We start from the raw sequence: 26,417 nt of genomic DNA on the forward strand, positions 1-26,417 counted from the left end.
CAAGGAGTGCTTCTGATGCGTGTCGCCCGGAAGTGTGCAGCGGTCCTGGGATAACGACATGCATCAAGCAAATGCATGTCGCCCGGAAGTGTGCAGCGGTTCTGGGACAACGACATGCATCAAGCAAAGACCTAAAGCGCGTCACCTGAATCTTTTCCAGGCGACGCGATTTAGAGCAACGGGATGACACGCATGGCAGCTGAAGCGTCGAGCAGCGATCTGGTGCAGGTGGTGGCGCTGCTCGCAGCCGGCGTCATCGCCGTGCCGATCTTCAAGCGCATGGGGCTGGGCTCGATCCTTGGCTACCTTGCCGCCGGCGTGGTCATCGGCCCGTTCGGCCTGCGCGTCTTTTCCGAATCGGGATCGATCCTCCACGTCGCCGAGCTCGGCGTCGTCATGTTCCTGTTCATCATCGGGCTGGAAATGCAGCCGTCGCGGCTCTGGGGCCTGCGTCGCGAGATTTTCGGCCTGGGCGCCTTGCAGGTCGGCGTCTGCGGCATGCTTTTGACTCTGGTCGGACTGGCCGGAGGCTTTCCCATCGCGCAGTCCTTCGTTGCCGGCGCCGGCTTCGTGCTGACCTCGACGGCGATCGTCATGCAGCTGCTGGAAGAGCGCGGCGAGATCGCCACGCCGAAAGGCCAGCGCATCGTCTCCATCCTGCTGCTCGAAGACCTGATGATCGTGCCGCTGCTTGCGCTGGTGGCATTCCTCGCGCCGGGCGGGGCCGAAACCAGTATTTCGGAGCGCCTAACCGAAGTCGGCATCGGCATCGCCGCGATCGTCGGGCTGGTCTTAGCCGGCCGTTACCTGCTCAATCCGCTCTTCCGCGTCCTGGCGGACGCGCGTGCCCGCGAGGTCATGACCGCCGCGGCCCTCCTGGTGGTGCTGGGATCGGCTCTCGCCATGCAGCTCTCCGGCCTGTCGATGGCGATGGGCGCCTTCCTCGCCGGCGTGCTCCTGTCGGAATCGACTTTCCGACACCAGCTCGAAGCCGATATCGAGCCGTTCCGCGGCATCCTGCTCGGCCTGTTCTTCCTCGCCGTCGGCATGTCGCTCGACCTCGGCGTCGTCGCCCATAACTGGCGGCTCGTCGCCATCTATGTCGTCGCCTACATGGTCATGAAGGCGCTCGGCATCTACATCGTCGCGCGCATCCTGAAGAGCGGCCACCGCGAGGCTCTGGAACGCGCCGTCTTCATGGCGCAAGGCGGCGAGTTCGCCTTCGTGCTCTATTCGTCAGCCGCCGCGGTCGGCATCATCGACGGCCAGGCCAACGCAACGCTCACCGCCATCGTCATCATCTCGATGGTGCTGACGCCCTTGGCCATCGTAGCGCTGCGTTACCTGACCCCGCGCGACGAGCAGTCGCTCGACGGCGTCGATATCGCCGACGGACTCACCGGCAGCGTGCTGATCATCGGTTTCGGCCGCTTCGGCCAGATCGCCAGCCAGCCGCTCCTGCTGCGCGGGCTGGATGTCTCGATCATCGACAACGAAGTTGAGATGATCCAGGCGGCGGCCGATTTCGGCTTCAAAGTCTATTACGGTGACGGCACTAGGCTCGACATCCTGCATGCGGCCGGCGCCGGACGGGCCCGCGCGGTGCTGATCTGCGTCGACAAGCCGGACGCCGCCGTACGCATCGCGCAGTTGATCAAGGCCGAATTCCCGCTGGTCACCATCCTGGCGCGCGCCTTCGACCGGGGCACGGCGCTGCAGCTGGTGCGCGCCGGCGTCGACTATCAACTGCGCGAGACCTTCGAATCGGCGCTCGTCTTCGGCGGCTCCGCGCTGGAAGCGCTTGGCGTCGATCCGGAGGAAGTCGCCGAGGTCATCGAGGACGTGCGGCGCCGCGACGAAGCGCGCTTCGAGACGCAGCTGGCCGAGGGCGTGCGCGCCGGCCAGCGTTTCCTCAAGGGCAATATCGGCACGCCGATACCGACGCCGCTCACGCAGCCGCGCCGCGCCGGCCGGGCGCTGAACCAGGAAACAGCCGTCGTGCTGAACAAGGCAGAGACCAACAACTGAGGGGCAAGGCATGGCGGAACTCGATCCACGCGCGCTTTCGGTCACCAAATTCTGGCGCGATGCCGGCGAGGACGCCTGGTTCGAGAAGAACGACGCCTTCGACACCGATTTCCGCAACCGTTTCCTTGAGCTGCACTATGCCGCCGCGGGGCGCCAATGCGACGACTGGAACGCGCACGCCGAAGGCTCGTTGGCGCTGATGATCCTGCTCGACCAATTCCCGCGCAACTGCTTCCGCGGCACCGGCCACATGTACGCGACCGACCCGCTGGCAAGGCATTTTGCCGACCGGGCGATCGCTGCCGGCCATGACCTGGAACTGGACGAACTGGTCCGCGTCTTCCTCTATTTGCCCTTCGAGCATTCGGAATCGCTGGCGGACCAGCATCGGTCGGTCGAGCTGACAGCCGCGAGGGCGCCGGACTATTTGAAATACGCCGAGGAGCATCTGGAGATCGTACGGCGCTTCGGACGCTTCCCGCATCGCAACCGAATGCTCGGCCGCGCGACGACCGCCGAGGAACAGGCGTTTTTGGACGGCGGCGGTTTTTCCGGCTGACCAGCCTGCTCTAGTCGAGCCACCACTCCCGGCCCGACGGCAGTCGCTCGATGCCGGAGGTGTCGACGGCGCCGAGCCGTTCCGACACGGTCCTGCCGCCGACCGACAGCCCCGGCGCGATCTCGGCCAGCGGCGCCAGCACGAAGGCGCGCTCCAGCATGCGCGGATGCGGCACTTCTAGCCCGGTCTCGTGGATCACCCGGTCGCCGAACACCAGGATGTCGATGTCGATCAGGCGGGGCCCCCAGCGCTCCTCGCGCACGCGCTTTAGCCGTCTCTCGACATCGAGGCAAAGGTCGAGCAACGCGCGCGGGGAAAGCACCGTCTCGATCGCGGCGGCGGCGTTTAGGAAATCGGGCTGATCGAGCTTGCCCCATGGCGGCGTGCGGTAGAGCGAGGAGACGGCGGTGACGCGCGTTGCGTCGTCGCCGTCCAGCATGCGCAATGCCGCGCCCATGGACTTCGCCGGGTCGCCGAGATTGCCGCCGAGGCTGAGGTAGACGACGCTATTCTGGCCAGACAACGGTCACCTCGACATGATCGAGCACACCGGGGACCGGCGCGTTCGGCTTGCGCACAGTGATCGCGGCCTTCTCGATTTGCGAAAACCGCGCCGTCAGCGCCTTTGCGACCTCCAGCGCCAGCGCTTCGATCAGGAAGCGGCGATGTCCGGTCACGATCTTCTCGATGACCGCGAAGGCGACACCATAATTGACGGTGTCCTCGATCGAATCCTCCGTCAGCGGACGGCTGGGTTCGACGGTCAGCTCGGCATCGACATAGAAACGCTGGCCAAGCGTCTCCTCCTCGTCCAGCACGCCATGGCGGGCGAAGAAGGCGCAGTTCTTCATACGGATGACGTACATGATCAGGGTCCGGGAGGAAGCTCGGTTTCGCGCGCAAGCATAGCATCGGTTACCGCCAGCGCGTCCACGTTGATTGCGACATCGTGGACGCGAAACAGGTCGGCTCCCTTCAAGCGCAGAATGACGCTCGTCGCCGCCGTACCGGCCGCCCGATCGCCAGGCTGGCGCCCCGTCGCGTTGCCGATGAAGCGCTTGCGCGAGGTCCCCGCCATCAGCGGATAGCCGAGCGCCTGAAGCTCGGAAAATCGTGCCATCAGGTCGAGGTTTTCCGCCGCCGTCTCCTTGGCGAAGCCGAAGCCGGCATCGAGCACGATCTGGTTGTCGGCGACCTTGCCGGCGCGCGCGATCTCCAGCGATTTGCGCAGGAACAGGAACTGGTCCTCGATCACATCATGCAATTTCTGCCGTTCGCGCCCGGTGTGCATGATGACGAGCCCGGCGCCGGTTTCGGCGGCGACGCGCGCGATGCCGGGCTCGCGCTGCAGCCCCCAGACATCGTTGACGATATGGGCGCCGGCGGCGACCGCGCGCCGCGCGGTATCCTCGCGATAGGTGTCGACCGAGATCAGCGCCTCGCCCGAAGCCGCGAGCGCGGCGATGACCGGCAGCACACGGCCCTGCTCTTCTTCAGCCGTGATCGGAGCAAAACCAGGTCGGGTCGATTCCCCGCCGACATCGATCACGGCGGCGCCCTCTTCCACCATCCGGCGCGCCTGCTCCAGCGCCTTTTCCGGCGCGATGAACAAACCGCCGTCCGAAAAACTGTCGGGCGTCACGTTGAGGATGCCGACGACAACCGCCTTCGGACCGAGGTCGAGATAGCGCCCGTGCGCCAGCTGCCATCGCCTTGTCGTCATTGTCCATCAACCATGCGTGATCCGCCGGAAATCAATTCCGTTGCGCTGGGGACGGCCCTAAAGCAAGGTGCGTGAAGAGGCAATATGATGAAACGTTCCGTGCTCTGCGCCCTGATGCTCGCGTTCGCCGCCACGCCGGCGGCCACTGCGAATCTGGTGAAGACCTACAGCTATTTCAGCGTCGGCGGCCGCACGCTCGAGGATATCCGGAACCAGCTGTCCAGAAACGGCCCCGAAGTGAAGAGCACCGGCTCGCGGCATCCAGGCGCCACGCAGATGGCCTTTACGACCCGTATCAGCTACGCGCAAAGTGCCGAATCCTGCCGCATCGCCGACGCGGCCGTCACCGTGAAGGTCAAGGTGATCCTCCCCGAATGGCGGCGCCCGCCCAAAGTCGATCCTGACGTCAGACTGTTTTGGGACACGCTCTCGGCCGACATCAAGCGGCATGAGGAGCGCCATGTCGAGATCGCCAAGAACCATGCGCGTCTGCTCGAAGATGCGCTGAAGTCGGCCCCTGTGCAGAAGACTTGCGAACAAGCCAAGGCGAAGGCCGCCTCCATCCAGGCTGCCGAACTCGCCAGGCACGACCAGGACCAGCTGCGCTTCGACCGCGTCGAAAGCGTCAATTTCGAAAGCCGCATCCTCCGTCTGTTGCGCTACCGGATGGGGCGCGTCGAAGCCGGGCAACTGCCGCCGCCCTGACCAAGACCGTCCGGACCAATTTCGTCCAAGCATCGTGCCAGATCATAAAAACTTCGAGCGGTGGTCGAAATCGGCCTATATCGACGACATATAGCGGGTTCGAAACATCCGGGCCTAAAACCAGCCTGGGACTCGAACAACGGAGAGAAATGACAGGCGCCAGGCGCAACGTGCCGACCAGGACCGTCTTGGGCACGCTGGGCATCAGCCTTGAAAGAATGACGCATGGACCAGACCGTCGAGAACCAGGCGATGGCGCTGAAAGCCGCGCCGCTGATGAGCGAGAGCGAGAAGAATGCGATCATCGGCGGCGTGCTGCTGTCGATGCTGCTGGCGGCCCTTGACCAGACAATCGTCGCTCCAGCGCTGCCGACGATCGCGCGCGCTCTGGGCCATGCCGAATATCTGCCGTGGATCGTCACCGGCTATCTGTTGACCGCGACGGCGATGTCGCCGCTCTATGGCAAGATCTCGGATGTTTACGGTCGTCGCGCCATCATCTATGCCGCCATTCTGATCTTTCTGTTCGGGTCGTTGGTCAGCGCGCTCGCCCCCAACATGCTGGTGCTGGTCATCGGCCGCGCCATCCAGGGCGCCGGCGGCGGCGGTCTCTTCGCGCTGGCCCAGACGGTCATCGGCGATCTCGTGCCACCGCGCGAGCGCGCACGCTACGCGGCCTGGATCTCCGGCACATGGGCGGTGGCCAGCGTTGCCGGCCCTCTGCTCGGCGGCGTATTCGCCGAACACCTGCACTGGTCGCTGATCTTCTGGATCAACCTGCCGATCGGCTTCCTGGCCATGGCCATTATCAACAACCCGCTGAAGAAGCTGCCGATCCCGGCTAAGCATCACCGAATCGACGGATTGGGAGCAGTGCTCCTGGTCGTCGCCACGGCGCTGCTGCTTTTGGCGCTAAGCTGGGGCGGCAGCACTTATCCCTGGTTTTCATCGGAGATTCTTGGGCTGGTGGCCTGCTCGGCGGTGGTCTGGGCCTTCTTCGCGCTGAGGCTGCTCAAGGCCGCGGAGCCATTGATCTCGCTCGACGTGCTGGGCAACCGGATCGTGCTCGCGGGCACGCTATCGATGTTCCTGCTGCAGGCCGCAAACATAGGCGCGTCGGTCTATCTTCCAGTCTACCTGCAATCGGTCGTTGGGCTATCGGTCGCCGAATCCGGCACGGCGATGCTCGGCCTCATGCTCGGCACGGTGGCCGGCGCCGCCTTCAGCGGCCGCATGATCGCGCGCTTCGTCCACTATAAGCGCATCGCCATGGCCGGCATCAGCCTGGCGATTGTCTGCATTGGCGTGCTCAGTGCCATTGCGGGACACGCCTCTCTGCTCGAGGTTGAGATGCTGACGACACTGATCGGCCTGGGCAGCGGCACGACTTTCCCGGTCAGCACCATTTCAGTGCAGAACGCCGTCGACCGCGCGCATCTCGGCGTCGCGACGGGCGTTCTGACCTTCCTGCGCACGCTGGGCGGCGCTCTCGGCGTCGCCATGCTCGGCGCGGTCGCGCTTGGTTACGGGCTGCCCTTGGCCGCCGAGGGCTCGCAGACCCATATCCAGCTGACATCCGCGACGCCGTTCGTGATGATCTTCCTCACCGCTGGCGTCACGCTTGTGCTGGCGCTGATTGCGCTGGCGCTGATGCCGGAAAAGCCGCTGCGCGGCCATGACGAGCAACCGGCACCCGTGCTCGCAGAATAAGCGCGTCAATCGTGGACGCCGAGCTTCTTCTGCAGGCTGGTCGACGAGGTCGTATACTGGAAGACGATGCGCTCGCCCGGGCTGACGATGCGCTTGGCGGCTTGCGCCATCAGCGCGACCTCGTGGAAGCCTGACAGGATCAGCTTCAGCTTGCCCGGATACCAGTTGATGTCGCCCACGGCAAAGATGCCCGGGATCGACGTCTGGAACTTCTCCGTATCTACCGGGATCAGGTTCTCGTTAAGATTGAGGCCCCATTCGGCGATCGGTCCGAGCTTCATGGTGAGGCCGAAGAACGGCAGCATGCGGGTGCATGGCACGTCGACGTCGCCGTCCGGGCCGCCCTTGATGGTCGCCGACGACAACTGGCCGCCGGTCCCGGCAAGCCCGCTGACCTGACCGACCAGGAACTTGAGCCGTTTCATCTCTTGCAAGGCGTACATCTTGTTGACGCTGTCGGGCGCCGCCCGGAATTCGGGGCGGCGATGCACCAGCGTCACGCTCCTGGCGATCGGTTGCAGGTTGAGCGTCCAGTCGAGCGCCGAGTCGCCGCCGCCGACAATGACGAGATCGTGGCCTCGGAATTCTTCCATGCGCCGGACCGAATAAAAGACACTCTTGCCTTCATAGGCCTCGATGCCCGGAATGGGCGGGCGCTTGGGCTGGAAAGACCCGCCACCGGCCGCGATTACCACCACCTTGGCCTCGAACAGTTCCCCCTCGTCGGTAGCGACGCGGAAGCTTCCATCCTCGAGCGCTTCGAGGCTCGACACCATGCGGTTGAAGGTGAAGTCCGGCTTGAACGGCGCGATCTGCTCCATCAGCTTGTCGACAAGGCCCTGAGCCGAGATGGTGGGCCAGCCGGGAATGTCGTAGATCGGCTTTTCCGGATAGAGCTCGGCGCATTGGCCGCCGGGACGGTCGAGAATGTCGATGAGATGGCATTTCATGTCGAGCAGGCCGAGCTCGAACACAGCGAAAAGGCCGACCGGCCCGGCGCCGACAATGAGTACGTCCGTCTTGATGATATTGCTCATTCGCTGCGCCCCTTGTGGGAATGCAATGAGACTGCATGAGCTATCGCCTGCTGCCAAGCAGCGAGCGCGAAAGAATATTTGGAAGCGCCCAGAGGTGTGCCGAGATTCAGGTCAGGCCGAGTCGAGAATGATGGTTCCCGAGAACCGGAGCGGAGCGTACTTGAAGTACGCGAGCGCCGGAAGCGCAGGAGGCGGCCATTGCAGGCCGGAATCACCTGAATACCTGCGCACCTCAGCCCTGGCGTTCGGGAACCCGAACGATCAGCCCGTCCAGCGCGTCGCGCACCTTGATCTGACAAGAGAGGCGCGAATTCGGCCGGACGTCATACGCGAAGTCCAGCATGTCCTCCTCCATCGCCTCCGGCTCGCCGACCTCGGCCGTCCATGCCTCGTCGACATAGACATGGCAAGTCGCGCAGGCGCAGGCGCCGCCGCATTCGGCCTCGATGCCGGGCACCGCGTTGCGGATCGCGTTTTCCATGACGGTCGAGCCGTTTTCGGCCTCCACGTCAAATTGGGTCCCGTCATGGGCGATGTAAGTCAGCTTGGTCATTAAGTCACCTGAGGAATCGCGACGGAGATAATCACTCCACCGGACAAGTCAACTGCGACGCGAAAGCGCCACAAAATGACGCTTTTCAAAAAGATAATGCTAGCGGCTGATGCCCGCGATGAAGTCGCGCACTTCCTCGACCAGCATGCCGAGCCGCTTGAGTGCCCGGACGTCTTCCGGCTGCTTCTCGATGATCGCCGCGCATTCGGCGACCGCAAAGGCGCCGATGCCGCGCGCCGAGCCCTTCAAGCCGTGCGCCAGAAGCACCCGCTGTCTGGTGTCGGCGTCCGCGATCTGATCGCGAACGGCAAGCGACTGCTGCACGAACAGCGCCAGCACCTCCCGCTCCAGGTCGCGGTCGCCCATTGTCTGACGCGCCAGATGGCCAAGATCCACGGGTCGGGCGCCAGCCGTTCCGGACGCATCTCCCCCCGGCATGGAAAACGCAATACCACTTTCGCCACGCATACGCACTGCAACTCCATAAAGCGGGCAGACGAGCCCAAGAAAATAGGCGATTCCGGTCGCCAACGGGTTAACGATTGGAGGGGGAAAATGTTGTCACGGAGGCGGCCGGATCACGCTTCCGTTAACCTTATATTTAAAGTTTTACGTATCGCCGGGAATGCATGTTTTCTTTACCCCTGTGTGTCATTACGATACGAAGGTCCATTTTCAGCCTCCTGCTCGGGACAGATAAGCCAGAATCGGGCCAGAATCAGGCCAAAATCATAAGTTCCGCGGCAGCTAGTACAGGGTAGCGAAGGCATGGCTAAGAAACCAACGACGACCAAGTCTCTCGAGAATGACGTAGCCGCGGAACTGGAAAAGGCGCTCGACCTTGACCTTGCCGGCGACGAAGGCGGGCTCGACATGGCGGCGTCGATGGAGGATCTCGAAGCACAGATATCGGCGGCGGCCGACGAGCTGGCGCGCGAAGGTCGCAGCCAGCGGACAGAGCCCGCGAACAACCCTCAGCCCGCCGCCGCCCAGCCTCCAAGGGCGCCCGCGGCCAAGCCGGCCGAGCTGCGCCCAGTCGAGCCGCGCAATGGACAACCGTCCGGCTTCACGCCCCCGGCCGGCTTCACGCCCGCCAATGACGACCGTCAGAAGGATTACAAGACGCTGCTCCACAGCCTCAACCGGCGTGCATCGAGCACCGTCTACTGGGTGATCGCCTTTATCTCACTGGCATGGATCGCCGGCGCCGGCGGCCTGGCCAACCTCCTCTTCGGCCCTGGCATCTGGAAGATTCGCACTTTCGACCAGTTCTTCGCCCGTCCCGAACTGATCGGCCTGGCGGTTGCCGCGATCGTTCCGGTCATCCTGTTCTGGGCATTCGCCGCCATGATCCGGCGCGCTCAGGAGATGCGCATCGCCGCGCAGTCGATGACGGAGGTCGCCTTCCGTCTGGCGGAGCCTGAAAACCTCGCCCAGGACCGCGTCATGATGATTGGTCAGGCCGTTCGCCGCGAAGTGGCGGCCATGGGCGAAGGCATCGAACGGACCCTGGCCCGCGCCGTCGAGCTCGAAACGTTGGTCCATGGCGAAGTTAGCCAGATCGAACGCTCCTATTCCGAAAACGAGGCCCGCATCCGTTCGCTGGTCGATGGTCTCGGCAGCGAGCGGGAGGCCGTCGTTACCCACGCCGAGCGCGTGCGCGCTTCCATCGCGAGCGCTCACGAGACGCTGCGCGACGAGATCGGCGCGGCCAGCGACATCATCCGCGATTCGATCCTCAATGCGTCGACCAAGCTGTCGATGACGATCAACAATTCCGGCGACACGCTGATCGATCGCATCAATGAAAGCTCGACGTCGATCTTCGATTCCGTCGAATCGCGCCTGGACAACATCACCGACCGGCTTTCGACCTCCGGCGAGGCTTTCGCCAGCCTGCTCGACACTCGTATCGCCAAGCTGACCGACACCACGGACGGCCTCACCCGCTCGCTGACCGACCTGCTCGACGACCGCACTAATGGCATGGTCTCGCTGCTCGGCGGCGCGGCGCGCACCTTGAGTTCTGAATTCGAGGCGAGCCTCAGCGGCATAGAACGCACGCTGGCCGAACGTGGCCAGGCGCTGATCAGCGAATTCCAGACCCGCGCCGAAGCGCTCGACACTGGCACGCAAAAGCTTAACGCTGCCCTCGAAGCCCGCGCCCGCCAGATTAACGAGACGATGGTGGAGCGCGCGAAGGAGATCGCCCACGCCTTCGCGGAGAGCAAGGACACGCTGTCGGCGATGATTGATCAGGGCAAGACCCAGATCGGCGCCGATATGGCCGACATCATCTCGTCGACCTCCTCCATGCTCGAAGCTCGCGCCACCGACTTCGCCGGCCGCATGGAAGCTGCCCGGCATGTGGTCTCGCGCTCCTTCGATTCCGATATCCAGCGGCTGGCCAATGCCCGTGTCGGTATCGAGGAGGCCGTCGAGAACCAAAGCCGCTCGCTTTCCGAGAGCCGCGAACGCATGGCTGCCGCCATGCAGGAAGACCTGGCGAAATTCGCCGAAGGCCGCGCCGCGATCGATGCCGCCGTCACCAACCAGGTGCAGAAGCTGGCGGAAGGTCGCAGCTTGATTTCGCGCGCGCTGGAAGAAGACCTGCGCAAGGTGAACGAGTCGCGCGCCGCAATCGATGCCTCGCTGGGCAGCCATCTGGAGCAGCTCGAAGAAGGCCGCAACCGCCTGTCGCAGGCTTTGAACGAAGACTCGGGCAGGCTCGTCCAAGCCCGTACAATGATTGACGAAATGGTTGCCGGCCATGTCGGGAAGCTGGCCGAGGGCCGCAACATCCTGGCGCGCGCCCTGGAAGCCGATCTCGGCAAGCTGCAGGACAGCCGCGCCTCGATCGACGGCCTTGTCGCCGGCCAGGTCGAGAAGATCGCGGAGGGCCGCGCCGTGCTCGCCAAGGCGCTTGAAACCGACATCATCGGTATCAGGAACCTGATCGAGACCCATTCGACCAAGCTCGCCGAGGACCGCGGCGAACTCAGCCGCGCGCTTGAAAGCGATCTGAGCGGCATCCGCGGCCTGATCGACGGCCACGCCGGCAAGCTGGCCGAAGATCGCGGCCTGCTGTCGCAGACCCTGGAGGCCGACCTCGCCAAGCTGGCCGAAAGCCGTGCCTCGATCGATGGCCTCGTCGCCGGCCAGGTCGAGAAGCTCGCCGAGGGCCGCGACATCCTCAAGCGCGCTCTGGAGGCCGATCTCAACACCATCAAGGGCGCTATTGCGGGACACTCCGACAAGGTGCTGGAGGATCGCTCGCAACTGTCGAAGGCCCTCGAAGCCGATCTGCAGGCCGTCAGCGGCGCCATTGCCGATCATCAGAACAAGCTGGCGCAAGACCGCTCGGCCCTATCGAGAGCCCTGGAGGATGACCTTCAGAATGTCAGCGGCGCCGTTGCCGAGCACCAGAACCGGCTCGTCCAGGACCGTTCGGTGCTGTCCAAGTCGCTCGAAGACGATCTCGCCAAGCTCGCCGAAAGCCGTTCCAGCATCGACGGGCTGGTCGCCGGCCAGGTCGAGAAGCTCGCCGAAGGCCGCGACATCCTCAAGCGCGCGCTGGAAGCCGATCTCAACACGATCCAGGGCGCAATCGTCGATCATTCGCAGAAGATCACCGGCCATCGGGCCGAACTCTCGCGCGCGCTCGACGCCGATATGGCCAATGCCAGCGGCCTCATGCAGACGCATGCCGACCAGTTGTCGCAGAACCGCGCGACGCTGTCCAAGGCGCTGGAGGACGACCTCGCCAAGCTGGCCGAAAGCCGTTCCAGCATCGACGGGCTTGTCGCCGGCCAGGTCGAGAAGCTGGCGGAAGGCCGCGACATCCTCAAGCGGGCGCTGGAAGCCGACCTTGCCAAGCTCGCCGAGAGCCGGGCCTCGATCGACGGCCTTGTCGCCGGCCAGGTCGAAAAGCTCGCCGAAGGCCGCGATATCCTCACGCGCGCCCTTGAAGCCGACCTTGCCAAGCTGGCCGAAAGCCGTGCCGGCATCGACGGCCTCGTCTCCGGGCAGGTCGAAAAGCTCGCCGAAGGCCGCGACGTGCTGACACGCGCCCTTGAAGCCGATCTCGCCAAGCTCGCTGAAAGCCGTGCCGGCATCGACGGTCTTGTCGCGGGCCAGGTCGAAAAACTCGCCGAGGGCCGCGATATCCTGAAGCGCGCCCTTGAAGCCGACCTCCAGAAGCTGACCGAAAGCCGATCCGAGATCGACGACGTCATCGCCGGCCATGTCGGCAAGCTGTCCGAAGGCCGCGATATGCTGGCCCGTGCCCTGGAGGACGATCTCGCCAAGCTCGCCGACGCGCGCAAGGACGTCGATCGTTCGGTGTCCGGCCATATTGACCAGATCGCCGCCAGAAGCGGCGACATCTCGGCGGCGATCGCCGCCGACGTCGAGAAGATCGAGCAGGCCTTCAGCCGCCAGACCGGCGTCATCGAAGAACGCGCCAGCACCATGGAACGCGCGCTGTCGACCGGTGTCGACAATGTCCGCGGCGTGCTGGAGAAGACCGCCGTGTTCGTGGCGGGAGCGCTGCGCGACAAGGTCATGGAAGTCACCAGCACCCTGCATGAGCAGGCCGGTGCTGCCTTCAGCGATGCCGATCGCAAGATCGCCGAGCGCGCCGAGCAGACCTCGGCCGCGCTGCTTGCGAGAGCCGAGGACATCGCCCAGGCCTTCGAGGCGGCCGACCGTCGCCTGCACGAGCGTGCCCAGGACACGTCCAACATGCTGATGGCGCGCGCCGACGACGCCTCCAACTCGCTCATGGCCCGCGCCGAGGAAACCGCCGACAAGCTGGCCACGCGCGCCGGCGAGATCGCCAACACCTTCGACGCGGCCGACCAGAAGCTGGTTGCCCGCGCTGTTGAGACGGCGCAGTCGCTGGCCGCCCGCGCCGGCGACATCCTGCGCAACTTCGAGGGCGCCGACGAGCGGCTCTCGATGCGCATCACGGAATCGGCCGAGGCTTTGGCCGCCCGCGCCACCGATCTCGGCCGCATCTTCGACAGCGCTGACCAGCAGCTCATGGCGCGCATCGCCGAGGGCTCGGAAGCGCTTTCGGCCCGCGCCGGCGAAATCGGCCGCATCTTCGACGACGCCGACAACCGCCTGGTGTCGCGCATCGCTTCGACCAGCTCGAAGATCGGCGAACACGCCGACACGATCGTCGGCGCCTTCGCCGCCACTGAGCAGCGTGTCGCCGACCGCGCCCGCCAGACCGGCCAGGAGCTCGCCGTGCATGCCCGCGAGATCGAGCAGGCGCTGGCCGGCGCCGATGAGCGGCTTGCGGCAAGCGCTACGGCTGCCGCCGCGCGCGTCGAGGATCAGGTCGCGAGCGTGGAAAACCGCCTCGCCTACACGGCCGAGACGATGGGCCAGAAGCTCAGCGAGCAGGTCTCCAGCGCCGAGGCTCAGCTGATCTCGCGCGCCAACGTCATCGCCGAGACCTTCACGGCGGTCGGTCAGCATATCGGCCAGAGCACCAACGAGGCCGCGCGCACGATTGGCGCCAACACCCGCGAGCTCAACACCATGCTCGCGGCGCGTTCGGCCGAGATGGCGAAGATCCTCGACGAGACGGCCAAGCCGCTGGTGGAGCGCTTCGCCCAGGGCGGCTCCGAACTGCAGCGCAGCATGGAAGAGGTCACCGAACGCGCGGCCGAGAAGCTGCGCAGCGAGAACACGAACCTCGTCAATGCTCTCGCCAGCCGCACGGCCGAAACGCTATCGGCCGTCGAAGGCGCGCGGTCCTCGCTTGCCGACAGCGTGGCCGATCTCATCGGCCGCATGACGACCTCCAGCGCCCAGCTCGGCCAGCTCATCGAGCAGGCCGCCGTCAATCTCGGCCAAGTCGAGGAGCGGCTCTCCGGCAGCACGCAGAGCTTCGCCACGACCACGGAGAAGGCCGCACAGACCTTCGCCAGCTCGGCGCGCCTGGTCGATTCCAATACGACGCGGCTCACCGACCTGTCCTCGGCGACGCTGCGCGAGGTGGCCTCGATCGCGACCAAGTTTGACGAGCACAGCCGGCTGCTCTCCAGCGCCTCGAATCTGCTCAGCTCCGCGCAGAGCAATCTCGAGCACACGCTGGAGCGCCAGTCCTCGCTGGAGGACCTCGCCGTCGGCCTGGTCAAGAAGTCGGAAGACCTCGAGAAGGTGATGCGTTCCTTCGAGAACCTCGTCGGCCAGACGATGCAGACCGCGGAGGGCCGCACGATGGAGTCGGCGGAGAAGATCCGCACGGCGATCACCGAGGTCGTCGATTCGGCGACGCGTCGCTTTGCCGACGCGACCGAGGAGATGCGTCGCACCGCGGGCTCCATCAAGAGCGAGCTCGACCTGACCCGCGCCGAGTTGAAGAAGGGCGTCATCGAAATGCCCGAGGAGGCCAAGGAGTCGACCTCTGCCATCCGCCGCGCGGTCGCCGAACAGATCAATGCGCTCAAGGAACTGTCGGATATCGTTGCGAAATCCGGCCGCAGCGGCAGCAGCGAGCAGGGCGAGCCGCGCGGCCTGCGCCCTGCTCCGCAGCAAGCGCCGGCCCGTGCCGCCGAGCCGCCGCTGCGCCGCCCGCCGGCTCCGCAGCCTCAGCCGCAGCCGCAACCAACGGCTCGCGCCCCTCAGGCGCCGCTCGCCGAGACCACGCTGCGCGGCACGCTCGACCTGGAGCGTCCCGCCGAGGGGCCGCGCCGCGAGAACGGCAAGTCGCAGCAGGGTGGCTGGGTGCGCGACCTGCTGACCAACGCCTCGCGCGAGGAGGAGCTTCGTCCGGCGGCGCCGGCGGAAGCGCCGCGCGCCACGCCTGCCCAGCGCTCGCCCCTGCATGTCATGGAGTCGCTGAACTCGCTCTCGGTCGACATCGCGCGGGCCATCGACCACGACGCCTCGATCGAGCTCTGGAACCGCTACCGCCGCGGCGAGCGCGACGTGTTCACCCGTCGCCTCTACACGCTGAAGGGCCAGCAGACCTTCGACGAGATCCGCCGCAAGTATCAGGCCGAGGCGGAATTCCGCGCCGCGGTCGATCGCTACTGCGAGGATTTCGAGAAGCTGCTCAAGGATGTCTCGCGCAACGACCGCGACAACATCATGGCGCAGACCTACCTGACCTCCGACACCGGCAAGGTCTACACCATGCTGGCCCACGCCAGCGGCCGGCTGCACTGAGCCGCCAAGCAAATTGCAAACTAATAAAGGCGGGTCTTGACTCTTGACCCGCCTTTTTCATGCCCACGATTGTCGATTGTCGGCTCGGCCGGCGCTCAGATCGTTGAATCCGTCCAGCGGACGATATCCTCGGCCGCCTGGCCGAAGGCATTGTCCAGCGCGCGGACGTAAGCCGCGTTGCCGCCGCCGGAAACCGGCGCGCTTGCGGTGAAGTCCTTCGAGGCGCGCACCTCGCCGTTTCGGTCGTTCAGGATGCGCACGAACAGGTCGACGTCGGCATGGTCACCGCCATTGACGCGCACCTCGAACGAGCGCACCTCGACGATGATCTGGTAATCGATGGCCAGCCCCTCGCCCGGCTTGCCTACGCCGGCAAAGCTGCCGGAACGCTGGAAAGTCTCTGCCAGCCTCGCCTGCACGATCAGCGGCAGCCGGTCCGCCCATTGCGCACCCTTCAGGAACTGGATGGAGCGGTCCGATGGCCTGATGACGATGTTCTGGCTGTCCAGCGCCTTGAGCGCCGAAGGCTGGGCGATCAGAATCTGGCGGCGGCTGTGAGCGCGAACGTCGACCGACGGCGCCGACAATTCGAACGTATCGAGCGGTGCTGGCTTGCCGCCCAGAGCCGCGCAGCCGGCAAGCGCAAGCACCAGCAACGCTGCCGCGGACAATCTCAAACGACCCGCTACCACCCTGACCGACTTCACGCGTGATCCCCGCTGTCCCCGGACCTTACGGTCAACCCGCATTCGCGATTCATTTTCTTGGCGGTCGCGGTGGCCGAAGTCAACGTCGCGCCCTTCCATCAAACTGCCGGACCTCACCATCGCCGCCGGATAGGATGCGCTGTGGATTGCGGCTGAGGTCGGTCACCGCTTCCTCGATGCGGTTGATCGAGCGACGGCTGTCCTGCACCAGCGCCTCGACATTCTGCAGGCCCTGGCCAGAGAAGCGTGACAGGTTGTCGACGATGGTGCCGAGGCGGGAGTTCAGCGTGTCGGCAACCTGCTTGAAGGATTTCAGTGTCGCCCTCGCATCGGCCATTACGCCGTTGGTCTCACCGGAGCCGAGGAGATTATCGACTTTGGCCAGGATGCCGTCGACGCGCACCGAGGCGTCGTTGAGGCGCTGCGCAAGCTGGCCGGCATTCTTGATCGTATCATTGATGTCGTCCGAGCGGTTGGCGATCTTGTCGGTGACCTTGGCGATGTCGGACGCGGCCTTGTCGGCGCTGGCGCTGGCCTTCTGGATGTTGGCCAAAGCAGCTTTGACATCCGCCGGATCGATGCCGTCGAGCACGCCGTTGACCTTGGCCAATGTCCCTTGCGTCTGCTTGGCGAAATCGTTGATCGAGCCGACCGCCGTGTTGACGTTGCCGATGACGGTGTCGAACTGCTTCGACGTCTCCTTCAGGTTCGCCGTCACCGTATCGACATTGGCCACGATGCTCTTGATCTGATCCTTGTCGACGGAATTGAGCAGGCCTTCGGCGGCCTTCAGCGTGCTGTCTAGCCGGCCCGAGACGTTCTTCAGCTGATCCGAAAGCGAGCTCACCGCCGACAGGAACTTGTCGATGCCGTCGGAATTCTTGGCCAGCGCGTCCGAGAAGGTCTGGACGTTCTTGACCGTCTGGGTCAGCGGATCGCGAACGTCCTTGGTGAAGCCTTCAAGCTCGCTCAGCACCTTGTCGGCGCGGGTGAAGATGTCCTGCGCCGTCTGCAAAAGGTTGGTGACCGCAGAGGGGTTGGCGACGATCTCGGCGACCCTGCCTTCCTTCTCCGCCTCGTCGAGCAGCCTGGCTTCCTTCGGGTCGGCGCCCTTGAGCTCGATATTGGCCTGGCCGCTGAGACCGGTAAGTCCGATATCGGCCTGCGTCGATTTGGTGATCGGCGTCCAGCGGGCGATTTCTGTATCGGCGATGGCAACTGTCGGATCGTCGCCGTCAATATAGACGTTTTTCACGTCGCCCACCCTGACGCCGTTGAACAGCACCAGGCTGCCGCGGCTGAGGCCGGAGGCCGAGCCTGGGATGCGCACGCGCAACATCGCCGTTTCGCCCCTGTTTCCGATCGCGGCCGTCCAATAGACGAAGGCGAAGGCCGCCAGGATCGCGCCCAGGGTAAAGATGCCGACGATTACGTAGTTGGCTCTTGTTTCCATCGCCCCACTTATCGCTATGCGCGCGCCGCAAGATCAAGTTGCCGGGCGCGTTTTCCGCGGAAATAGGATTTCACCCACGGCTCATCGCTCTTCAGCATGTCGTCGATCGTGCCTTCCACCAGCACCCTCTTGTTGCCGAGCACCGCCACGTGGTCGCAAGCGGTGAACAGCGTGTCGAGGTCGTGCGTGACCATGTAAACGGTCAGATCCATCGTGTCGCGCAGCTTGACGACCAGTTCGTCGAACTCTGCTGCGCTGATCGGATCGAGCCCTGAGGTCGGTTCGTCCAGAAAGACGATGTCGGGATCGAGCGCAAGCGCACGCGCCAGCGCCGCGCGCTTGATCATGCCGCCGGAAAGTTCTGACGGGAATTTCTGCGCGGCGTCAGCCGGCAGCCCGACCAGTTCGATCTTGAGCATGGCGAGCTCATCCATCAGCGCCTTGGGCAGGTCGAGATATTCGCGCATCGGCACCTGCACGTTCTCCAGTACCGTGAGCGCCGAAAACAGCGCCCCATGCTGGAAGAGGACGCCAAGCCGCATATCGATGCGCAGGCGATCGGCTTCGCTTGCCTTGTCGACATCGACGCCGAACAGGCTGATCGTCCCCGACTGCTTCGGCATCAGCCCCAATATGGTGCGCAGCAGCACCGATTTGCCAGCGCCCGAGGCGCCGACAAAGCCGAGAATCTCCCCGCGCTTGATGTCGAGCGAAAGCTTGTCGAGGATCAGCTTGTCACCGATGGCGACTGTTACGTCGCGAACCGACAGCACGATCTCGCCATCGTTCGTGTGCTCCGCTGCCATGGCGCCGTTGCCGTTCGCCATCTCAGAAGCCGATCGCTGCGTAGAACATGGCGAAGAGACCGTCGAGGATGATGACGATGAAGATCGACTTCACGACCGAAGCGGTGACGTGCAGGCCGAGCGATTCGGCGCTGCCGCCGACTTTCATGCCCTCGACAGAAGCAATGATGCCGATGATCAGGGCCATGAACGGCGCCTTGATCAGCCCGGCGAAGATGGTGCTGAGATCGATGGCTACGCGCAGCCTGTCGATGAACGCGGCCGGCGGGATGTCGGAATAGAGCCAGGCGGCGACGATGCCGCCGGCAAGCGCTGCAAAATTGGCGATTATGGTGAGGCAAGGCAGCCCGATCACCAGCGCGACGAGCCGCGGAAAGACCAGCACGCCGATAGGATTGAGGCCGATCACCTTCAGCGCGTCGACTTCCTCGCGCATCTTCATCGAGCCGATCTCGGCCGTGATGGCGCTGCCCGAACGGCCGGCAAGCATGATCGCGGTCATCAGCACGCCGAGCTCGCGCAGGATCAGCACGCCGACGAGGTCGACGACGAAGATATTGGCACCGAAATAGCTGAGCTGATAGGCGCCCTGCTGCGCCACGATGGCGCCGACGATAGCCGACATCAGCGTCACCACCGGGATTGCGCCGACGCCCATGCGATCGATCTGGTTGAAGATCGCGGCCGGATTGACCGCGTGACCGCGCCCGAGCTTCATCTGCGCGCCGCGGATCGTGGCGCCGAGGATGTTCATCGAGGCGAAGAAATCGTCGCGCATCTCGTAGACCCGCCGGCCAACCAGCTCCAGCGCGCGCAGGATGATATTGGGTGGCCCGGACGGGCTCGATTCGGGCTCCCGCCGGACCGCGTCGCCGACCGCGCCGAGCAGGATCGACGCGACCTCGCTCTGCCCCTGCAAATGGACCTCGACGCCTTTCTTCTCGAAGGCGCTGGCCAGCCGGTCGATCAGCCAGGCGCCGGCAGTGTCCATCTTTTCGATGTGGGAAAGGTCGAGCATCAGCTGTTTCGCGCCGCTTCTCTGCTCGATCTGGCGCATGTCGGCATCGATCGTAGCGACGGTGCGTGTCGTCCAAACGCCGGAAAAGGCGCAACCCAGCACACCACCTTCCTCGCCCACGGCAACGCGTGGCTGGTGCTCGGCGTCCCTGGCGGCCTCGCCGCTTGCGTCGCGTTTGCGGATGGTCAACATGGCGTCCTGTTTAGCGTGACGGGACTGGCGTGTCGATTTGCCGGCAGACCGGTGTCGCGCAGCCGGAGAAGAAAATTATGGCGCGTGTCATTTCGGTCGAAATGGAGCGATTTCCGATCGCCGGCACCTTCACCATCTCACGCGGATCCAAAACCGAGGCCGAAGTCATCACCGTAACGATTGCTGACGGGGGACGTTCCGGACGCGGCGAGTGCGTGCCTTACAAGCGCTACGGCGAGACCATGGAGGGCGTATGCGCCGCCATCGAGGCGATGCGCGACCAAATCGCCGGCGGACTAGGCAGGACCGCGCTGCTTGATGCCATGCCCGCGGGCGCCGCGCGAAACGCCATCGACTGCGCCCTTTGGGACCTGGAAGCCAAGCTGACCGGGACGCCCGTGGCGACAGCGATCGGCGCTGTTTCAGCCAAGCCGCTCGAAACCGCCTACACGCTGTCGCTTGCCGAACCGGAAGCCATGGCGGCGCAAGCACGCGCCAACGCCGCGCGGCCCTTGCTCAAGGTCAAGATCGGCGGCGACAACGACATGGCGCGGATCCGCGCGGTGACGGAGGCCGCCCCCAACAGCCGCATCATCCTAGATGCCAATGAGGGCTGGGTGGACGAGACTATTGAGGCGAACCTTGCCTTCGCCGCGCAGCATGGCATTGCGCTCGTCGAGCAGCCGCTGCCGGCGGGCAAGGACGACATCCTGCGCCGGATAGCGCATCCTGTGCCGATCTGCGCCGACGAAAGCGTGCACGCGGCGAAGGACCTCGACGCGCTTGTCGGTCTATACGACGCCGTCAACATCAAGCTCGACAAATCCGGCGGCCTGACGGAGGCGTTGAGATTGCGCGACCGTGCCCGCGATCTCGGCTTCGAGATCATGGTGGGCTGCATGGTCGGCACCTCACTCGCCATGGCGCCGGCGGTCTTGCTGGCGCAGGATGCCGACTTCGTCGACCTCGACGGCCCGCTGCTTCTCGCACGCGACCGCGAGCCCGGCCTCGTCTACCAGGGATCGCTGGTTTCACCCCCTGACAGGGAGCTTTGGGGTTGAGCGTGCGGCAAGACCGATCAGCCCCATGCCGATGATCGCGATCGGGATCATCGCCCAGAAACCGTCGACGCCCAAGCGGTCGTAAAGGGGGCCGGAAGCGAGCGTCACCGCCGCCATGAAGAAGCCGTTGAAGAAATAGGCTATGCCTTGCGCGGCGCCCGTGCGCTCCTCGGAAATCGTCTCGCCGATCATCTTCTGCAGGCCGATCAGCACCATGGCGACGGAGACCGAATGCAGCGACTGGACAAGGAAGAAGCCGGCGACGCCAAGCCCGAGCGGCCAGACGAGCGGAAAGGCGATCCAGCGCACGATCGAGCCGACGCCGGCGATCAACATCACCTTCACCACCGAGACCGAAGAAAAAACTCGGTTGAAAAACAAGAACATACAGACTTCCGACACCACACCCCAGGCCCATAGAAGGCCGACGATGGAATCGCCGATGCCGATCGACTTCCAGTAGATCGACACGAAACCGTAAAGGAAGGCGTGGCTGGCGGTGATGACGCCGACCCCGAGGGTGAAATAGAGGAAATAGGCGTTGAAGAGGCTGGGGGCCTTATGCTGGATCTCGGTGGCCGACAGTGGCGAGGCCTTGCGCGGCCGCCCCATGCGCGGCGCCACCAGCGCCGCGACCAGCGCCGCGCCGAGCGCCACGAAGATGATCACCGGAACCGCCTGCGGGCCGGTGGCCGCAAGGATGAATCCGCCCGCGATATTGGCGCAGAGATAGGATATCGAACCCCATTTGCGCATCCCCGTATAGTTGGAGCCGAAGCGCCGCACGCCCGACAGCGCCAGCGAATCCGCCATCGGCGAATGCGGCGTCCAGGCGATCGTCAGCAAGAGCGACACGGCAAGCACGATCGCGTAGGTGGCCGGCAGGAAATAGCCGGCCGAAATGACCATCGAGGCTGCGACTAGCGCGATGTAGACATTGGCGCGGTCCTTCGCCCGGTCGGCAAGCGCCGTCAGCATCGGTGTCGTCACCACGCGCAGGAACATCGGCGCCGCCAGGATCACCGCGATCTGCTCGGCATGAAAGCCTTTAGCCTGCAGCCAGAGCGGAAAATAAGGCAGGTGCGTGCCCTGCGACACGAACAACGTCGCGAAGATCAGGCTGATGCGCAGTTCGAAATGGCTGGGCTTGACGCGTTGTTCGGGCGGGAGCGGCGGCAGCGACATGAATCGATCCAATTGCGTTGCACTCGAGAGGCCTGCAACGCGTCCCGATCCCTAACATGCGGCAAGCCAGGGCGGAACTGTCTGGACTAATCGATTGGCGGCAAAGCTGTTGAAGGCCACGCCCGGCACGGAATATGCTGCGCTTCGGCCCTGGTGAACAACTCGGGACGAGGCGCTCGAACCCGGGCGACTCCCTGACAGGCAGGCGCTTTCAGGCCGCTCGCGCCGCCCTGCCCTTGAGGTCGATAATGTCGACCGGAACCAGCACATCCTTGCCGGCCGAGGACTCGGGCAGCACATGCGCCCAGGTCAGAATCTCCATCCGGCCGTCGAAATGCTCGACCACCGCCGTGCAGCTTTCCACCCAGTCGCCGGTGTTGATGTACTGCACCTCGCCATAGCTCTCGATGGCGGCATGATGGATATGGCCGCAGATCACGCCGTCGACATGCGAGCGTCGCGCTTCCTCGGAAAGCACGGTCTGGAACGATCCAATGAAATTGACCGCCTTCTTCACCTTGACCTTGGCCCAGGACGAGAACGACCAGTAAGGCAGGCCGAGAAGGTGGCGCAGCTTGGTCACAACCCGGTTGATCAGCATCGCCGCGTCATAGGCATAGTCGCCGAGATAGGCGAGCCAGCGCTGGTTGTGCACCACCGTGTCGAACTGGTCGCCATGGATGACCAGCAGGCGCCGGCCGTCGGCGGTCTCGTGGATGGCGCGGTCGGCGACGACGATGCCGCCGAAATGCACGCCCTGGAACTGGCGGGCGAATTCATCGTGGTTGCCGGCGATATAGGTGATCGAGGCGCCCTTGCGCGCCTTGCGCAGCAGCTTCTGCACGACGTCGTTGTGGCTCTGCGGCCAGTGCCAGCTGCGCCGCAGCCGCCAGCCGTCGACGATATCGCCGACCAGATAGATGATCTCGGCGTCGTGATAGCGCAGGAAGTCGATCAGGAAATCGGCCTTGGCCGCTTTCGAGCCGAGATGCACGTCGGAAATGAACAGGGCGCGGAAGGTGCGGGGCTCTGGGGCTGACATCGCGATTTACCCTTTGCTTTCGCGTGCCTATGCCCCGATTCATGCAACAACCGTATGACGGTTGCGATTGATCCAGCCCAGGCGCTAGCTTGGCGCCGCCAAAGCATCAGGAGAAAATCACCATGGATCTCGGCATTCGCGGCAAGAAGGCTATCGTCTGCGCCTCGAGCAAGGGACTTGGAAAGGGTTGCGCCATGGCGCTGGCCGAAGCCGGTGCCGACCTCGTCGTCAACGGACGCAACGCCGAGCTTCTTGCCAAGACCGCCGCCGAGATTCGCGAAAAGTTCGGTGTCAAGGTGATCGAAGTGCCCGGCGACGTGTCAAAGCCCGAGGTGCAGAAGGCGCTGCTTGCCGCCTGCCCCGATCCGGATATCCTGGTCAACAACAATGGCGGCCCGCCGCTGCGCGATTTCCGCGAGCTTGATCGCACGAAAATCCTTGAGGGCGTGACGCAGAACATGGTCACGCCCATCGAGCTCATCCAGGCGGTCATCGACGGAATGGCTAGGCGCGGCTTCGGCCGTATCGTCAACATCACCTCGCTGTCGGTCTATGTGCCGATCCCCGGCCTCGACCTGTCGTCCGGCGCGCGCGCCGGCCTGACCTCGTTCCTGGCGGGTGTGGCGCGCACGGTGATCGATCGCAACGTCACAATCAACAGCCTGCTGCCCGGCAAGCTCGACACCGACCGGCTGCGCGGCCCGCATGAGGCCGGCACTCCGGAAGACCCGGCCGCGGCCGCCGCTCGCAAGGCCCGCATCAGCGCCGACGTGCCGGCGAAACGTCTCGGCACGCCGGAGGAATTCGGCCAGATCTGCGCCTTCCTGTGCTCGGTCCATGCCGGCTACCTAACTGGCCAGAACATCCCGGTCGACGGCGGCCTCTACGTCAGCGCGTTCTGACCGCCGCCAATCCAAAGGCTTGAGGTTCACCGGCCAACCGGCTGGATTCGATCGATTATTTCGCTCCGGCACTATGAAGGCCGGAGGCAGCGATTTGCCGTCGCGAACACTTGTCGCCGCGTGCTAGAAAGCGTCAGAGCAGACAGCATAGGGAGGGCCGGAATGGACGGCGAAAACAAGAAAACGGCCCGGTCGGACCTCGACGAGGCCGCCCTCTTCTTCCACAAGCACCCCAAGCCGGGAAAGCTCGAGATCCAAGCGACGAAGCCGCTCGGCAACCAGCGCGACCTGGCGCTTGCCTATTCGCCGGGCGTGGCGGCGCCCTGCCTCGAGATCCGCGACGATCCGGCGACCGCCGCCGACTACACTGCGCGGGCCAATCTCGTCGGCGTCGTTTCCAACGGCTCCGCCGTGCTTGGACTTGGCAATATCGGCCCCCTCGCCTCCAAGCCGGTGATGGAAGGCAAGGCGGTGCTGTTCAAGAAATTCGCCGGCATCGACGTCTTCGACATCGAGATCGACGCGCCGGAGATCGACCGCATGGTCGAGACCGTGGCCGCGCTCGAGCCGACTTTCGGCGGCATCAATCTCGAGGACATCAAGGCGCCGGAATGCTTCGAGGTCGAGGAGCGGCTGAAGGCCCGCATGGGCATTCCGGTCTTCCACGATGATCAGCATGGCACGGCGATCATTGTCGCCGCGGCGGTGCTCAACGGGCTGGAACTGGCCGGCAAGGCGATTTCCGACATCAAGATCGTCACCTCCGGCGCGGGCGCCGCCGCGCTTGCCTGCCTCAACCTTTTGGTCTCGCTCGGCGCCAAGGTGGAAAACATCTGGGTCACCGACCGTTTCGGCGTCGCCTACAGGGGCCGCGTCGAGGAGATGGATCGCTGGAAAGACCCCTATGTGAAGGACACCGAGGCGCGCGCGCTGGCCGATGTGATTTCCGGCGCCGACGTCTTCCTCGGCCTCTCCGCCGCGGGCGTGCTGAAGCCCGAGCTCCTGCAGCACATGGCGCCGAAGCCGCTGATCCTGGCTTTGGCCAACCCCAATCCCGAGATCATGCCGGAGCTGGCGCGGGCCGCCCGGCCGGACGCCATGATCTGCACCGGGCGCTCGGATTTTCCCAATCAAGTCAACAACGTGCTGTGCTTTCCTTATATCTTCCGCGGCGCGCTCGATTGCGGCGCCAGCGCCATCAATGAGGAGATGAAAATGGCCGCGGTGCGGGCGATCGCCGCCCTTGCCCGCGATGAGCCGTCGGATATCGCGGCGCGCGCCTATTCCGGTGAGACGCCGATGTTTGGGCCTGATTTCCTGATCCCCTCGCCCTTCGATCCCCGCCTTATCCTGCGCATTGCGCCGGCGGTGGCGAAGGCCGCCTGCGACACCGGCGTCGCGACACGGCCAATCAGCGATTTCGCCGCCTATATCGACAAGCTCAACCGCTTCGTCTTCCGTTCCGGCCTGGTGATGAAGCCGGTGTTTTCCTCCGCCAAAGCTTCAAGCGCCAAGCGCGTCATCTATGCCGACGGCGAGGATGAGCGCGTGCTGCGCGCCGCGCAGGTGGTGCTGGAGGAAGGCATCGCGGAACCGACCTTGATAGGCCGCCCACACGTCGTCGAAGTCCGTTTGAAGCGCTATGGCCTGCGCATTCGTCCTGGCGTCGATTTCGCGTTGATCAATCCCGAAGACGATCCGCGCTACCGCCACTATGTCGACCTTTTGATCGAGCTCGCCGGCCGGCGCGGCGTGACCACGGAAGCCGCCCGCACCATGGTGCGCACCAACAATACGGTGATCGCGGCCCTCGCGCTGAAGCGTGGCGATGCGGATGCCATGATATGCGGGCTCGAAGGCCGCTTCGAGCGGCATTTGCGCAATGTCTCGCTGATCATCGGGGCGCGCGCCGGCGTCAAGGACCGCGATCTGTCGGCACTCTCCATGCTGATTTCCCAGCGAGGCATCATCTTTCTCACCGACACCTACGTCTCCATCGATCCCACGGCCGAGGAGATCGCCGAGATGACCGTTCTGGCGGCCGAGGAAATCAGGCGTTTCGGCATGGAACCCAAAGCCGCCCTTCTCTCCTTCTCGGATTTCGGTTCGCGCGACGCGCCGAGCGCATTCAAGATGCGGCAAGCCGCGGCGATCCTGGCGCGCATCGCGCCCTGCCTTGAATGCGACGGCGAGATGCATGCCGATACGGCGCTTTCGGAACATCTGCGCCAGCGCGTCTATCCGCATTCCAGGCTGAAGGGCGAGGCCAATCTGCTGGTCTTCCCGAACCTCGATTCGGCCAATATCACGCTGACGGCGCTCGGCGCCATGATGGACGCGCTGCATGTCGGACCGATCCTGCTCGGCACCGACAAGCCCGCGCATATATTGACCCCGTCGGTGACCTCGCGCGGCGTCGTCAACATGACCGCTTTGGCCGTCGTCGAGGCGGCACACAAGGCGCAGGCGCTGGTCGATGCGGGTTGAAGGGCATGGAGGCTTCTCGCCGAATTCCCCTTAGGCGCACTCGTGGCGACTCTGGCATAGTCAG

General features: G+C 64.6%; 20 protein-coding genes. 8 read left to right on the forward strand and 12 right to left on the reverse strand.

The window, feature by feature from the left end; genetic code table 11:
• The first annotated feature begins 192 nt into the window (after nucleotides 1-192).
• Both P9272_RS14210 and P9272_RS14215 read left to right on the forward strand, forming a co-directional pair.
• Entirely contained in the window at nucleotides 193-2,028 is a 1,836-nt protein-coding gene (locus P9272_RS14210) for a monovalent cation:proton antiporter-2 (CPA2) family protein (protein WP_278161018.1), read from the forward strand.
• A 10-nt stretch (nucleotides 2,029-2,038) separates the two neighbouring features.
• A complete protein-coding gene (locus tag P9272_RS14215; RefSeq protein ID WP_278161019.1) occupies nucleotides 2,039-2,587 on the forward strand; it encodes a DUF924 family protein in 549 nt (182 codons plus the stop codon).
• 10 nt (nucleotides 2,588-2,597) lie between these two features.
• Here P9272_RS14215 and folK read toward each other — a convergent pair whose 3' ends face one another.
• Genes folK through folP form a run of 3 tightly spaced genes read right to left on the reverse strand, consistent with a single transcriptional unit; the run spans nucleotide 2,598 to nucleotide 4,310 of the window.
• Nucleotides 2,598-3,110: a 2-amino-4-hydroxy-6-hydroxymethyldihydropteridine diphosphokinase gene (folK, locus tag P9272_RS14220; protein WP_128257189.1), complete on the reverse strand. Its 513-nt coding sequence runs from the start codon at nucleotides 3,108-3,110 to the stop codon at nucleotides 2,598-2,600.
• Nucleotides 3,094-3,453, reverse strand: coding sequence for a dihydroneopterin aldolase (gene folB, locus P9272_RS14225; RefSeq protein ID WP_128257190.1), 360 nt, complete (start codon nucleotides 3,451-3,453; stop codon nucleotides 3,094-3,096). Before folB ends, folK begins: the two co-directional genes overlap by 17 nt.
• A 2-nt stretch (nucleotides 3,454-3,455) precedes the next feature.
• Nucleotides 3,456-4,310: a dihydropteroate synthase gene (gene folP, locus P9272_RS14230; RefSeq protein ID WP_278161020.1), complete on the reverse strand. Its 855-nt coding sequence runs from the start codon at nucleotides 4,308-4,310 to the stop codon at nucleotides 3,456-3,458.
• Between the two features lie 84 nt (nucleotides 4,311-4,394).
• Between folP and P9272_RS14235 the strand changes: the two genes are divergently transcribed.
• Together P9272_RS14235 and P9272_RS14240 are read left to right on the forward strand one after the other, a co-directional pair.
• Complete coding sequence (locus P9272_RS14235) at nucleotides 4,395-5,015, forward strand: DUF922 domain-containing protein (protein ID WP_128257192.1); 621 nt, start codon at nucleotides 4,395-4,397, stop codon at nucleotides 5,013-5,015.
• A 225-nt stretch (nucleotides 5,016-5,240) separates the two neighbouring features.
• Nucleotides 5,241-6,725 carry an MDR family MFS transporter gene (locus P9272_RS14240; RefSeq protein ID WP_278161021.1) on the forward strand — a complete coding sequence of 495 codons (1,485 nt, stop codon included), beginning with the start codon at nucleotides 5,241-5,243 and terminating at the stop codon, nucleotides 6,723-6,725.
• A 5-nt stretch (nucleotides 6,726-6,730) separates the two neighbouring features.
• Here the strand turns inward: P9272_RS14240 and P9272_RS14245 are convergent, their stop codons facing one another.
• The 3 genes from P9272_RS14245 to P9272_RS14255 form a co-directional block, all read right to left on the reverse strand.
• Entirely contained in the window at nucleotides 6,731-7,762 is a 1,032-nt protein-coding gene (locus tag P9272_RS14245; RefSeq protein ID WP_278161022.1) for an NAD(P)/FAD-dependent oxidoreductase, read from the reverse strand.
• Between the two features lie 232 nt (nucleotides 7,763-7,994).
• Nucleotides 7,995-8,315 carry a 2Fe-2S iron-sulfur cluster-binding protein gene (locus P9272_RS14250; RefSeq protein ID WP_128257195.1) on the reverse strand — a complete coding sequence of 107 codons (321 nt, stop codon included), beginning with the start codon at nucleotides 8,313-8,315 and terminating at the stop codon, nucleotides 7,995-7,997.
• A gap of 99 nt (nucleotides 8,316-8,414) precedes the next feature.
• Entirely contained in the window at nucleotides 8,415-8,783 is a 369-nt protein-coding gene (locus tag P9272_RS14255; RefSeq protein ID WP_278161023.1) for an Hpt domain-containing protein, read from the reverse strand.
• Between the two features lie 300 nt (nucleotides 8,784-9,083).
• On the opposite strand from P9272_RS14255, the gene P9272_RS14260 reads away from it, so the two are divergent.
• Nucleotides 9,084-15,500 carry a kinesin gene (locus P9272_RS14260; protein WP_278161024.1) on the forward strand — a complete coding sequence of 2,139 codons (6,417 nt, stop codon included), beginning with the start codon at nucleotides 9,084-9,086 and terminating at the stop codon, nucleotides 15,498-15,500.
• 95 nt (nucleotides 15,501-15,595) lie between these two features.
• Here P9272_RS14260 and P9272_RS14265 read toward each other — a convergent pair whose 3' ends face one another.
• From P9272_RS14265 to P9272_RS14280, 4 genes are read right to left on the reverse strand one after another with little or no spacing between them, the layout of a single operon-like run.
• Nucleotides 15,596-16,249: an ABC-type transport auxiliary lipoprotein family protein gene (locus P9272_RS14265; protein ID WP_278161025.1), complete on the reverse strand. Its 654-nt coding sequence runs from the start codon at nucleotides 16,247-16,249 to the stop codon at nucleotides 15,596-15,598.
• A gap of 37 nt (nucleotides 16,250-16,286) precedes the next feature.
• Nucleotides 16,287-17,660 carry an MlaD family protein gene (locus P9272_RS14270; RefSeq protein WP_278161026.1) on the reverse strand — a complete coding sequence of 458 codons (1,374 nt, stop codon included), beginning with the start codon at nucleotides 17,658-17,660 and terminating at the stop codon, nucleotides 16,287-16,289.
• Between the two features lie 14 nt (nucleotides 17,661-17,674).
• Entirely contained in the window at nucleotides 17,675-18,487 is an 813-nt protein-coding gene (locus tag P9272_RS14275; protein ID WP_128257200.1) for an ABC transporter ATP-binding protein, read from the reverse strand.
• Nucleotide 18,488: 1 nt separating this feature from the next.
• Nucleotides 18,489-19,676 (reverse strand): ABC transporter permease, encoded by a 1,188-nt coding sequence (locus tag P9272_RS14280; protein WP_278161027.1) that lies wholly within the window; start codon nucleotides 19,674-19,676, stop codon nucleotides 18,489-18,491.
• A gap of 77 nt (nucleotides 19,677-19,753) precedes the next feature.
• Between P9272_RS14280 and dgcA the strand changes: the two genes are divergently transcribed.
• Complete coding sequence (gene dgcA / locus P9272_RS14285) at nucleotides 19,754-20,737, forward strand: N-acetyl-D-Glu racemase DgcA (protein ID WP_278161028.1); 984 nt, start codon at nucleotides 19,754-19,756, stop codon at nucleotides 20,735-20,737.
• Here the strand turns inward: dgcA and P9272_RS14290 are convergent.
• Nucleotides 20,708-21,922 (reverse strand): MFS transporter, encoded by a 1,215-nt coding sequence (locus P9272_RS14290; protein WP_278161029.1) that lies wholly within the window; start codon nucleotides 21,920-21,922, stop codon nucleotides 20,708-20,710. The genes dgcA and P9272_RS14290 overlap by 30 nt on opposite strands.
• A gap of 211 nt (nucleotides 21,923-22,133) precedes the next feature.
• Complete coding sequence (locus P9272_RS14295; protein WP_128257204.1) at nucleotides 22,134-22,964, reverse strand: UDP-2,3-diacylglucosamine diphosphatase; 831 nt, start codon at nucleotides 22,962-22,964, stop codon at nucleotides 22,134-22,136.
• Between the two features lie 122 nt (nucleotides 22,965-23,086).
• Here P9272_RS14295 and P9272_RS14300 point away from each other — a divergent pair, with 122 nt between their 5' ends.
• Together P9272_RS14300 and P9272_RS14305 are read left to right on the forward strand one after the other, a co-directional pair.
• Nucleotides 23,087-23,866, forward strand: coding sequence for an SDR family oxidoreductase (locus tag P9272_RS14300; protein WP_128257205.1), 780 nt, complete (start codon nucleotides 23,087-23,089; stop codon nucleotides 23,864-23,866).
• A gap of 162 nt (nucleotides 23,867-24,028) precedes the next feature.
• A complete protein-coding gene (locus tag P9272_RS14305; RefSeq protein ID WP_278161030.1) occupies nucleotides 24,029-26,353 on the forward strand; it encodes an NADP-dependent malic enzyme in 2,325 nt (774 codons plus the stop codon).
• Nucleotides 26,354-26,417 lie beyond the last annotated feature (64 nt).

Source organism: Mesorhizobium sp. WSM4976, assembly GCF_029625685.1.
GTDB lineage: Bacteria > Pseudomonadota > Alphaproteobacteria > Rhizobiales > Rhizobiaceae > Mesorhizobium.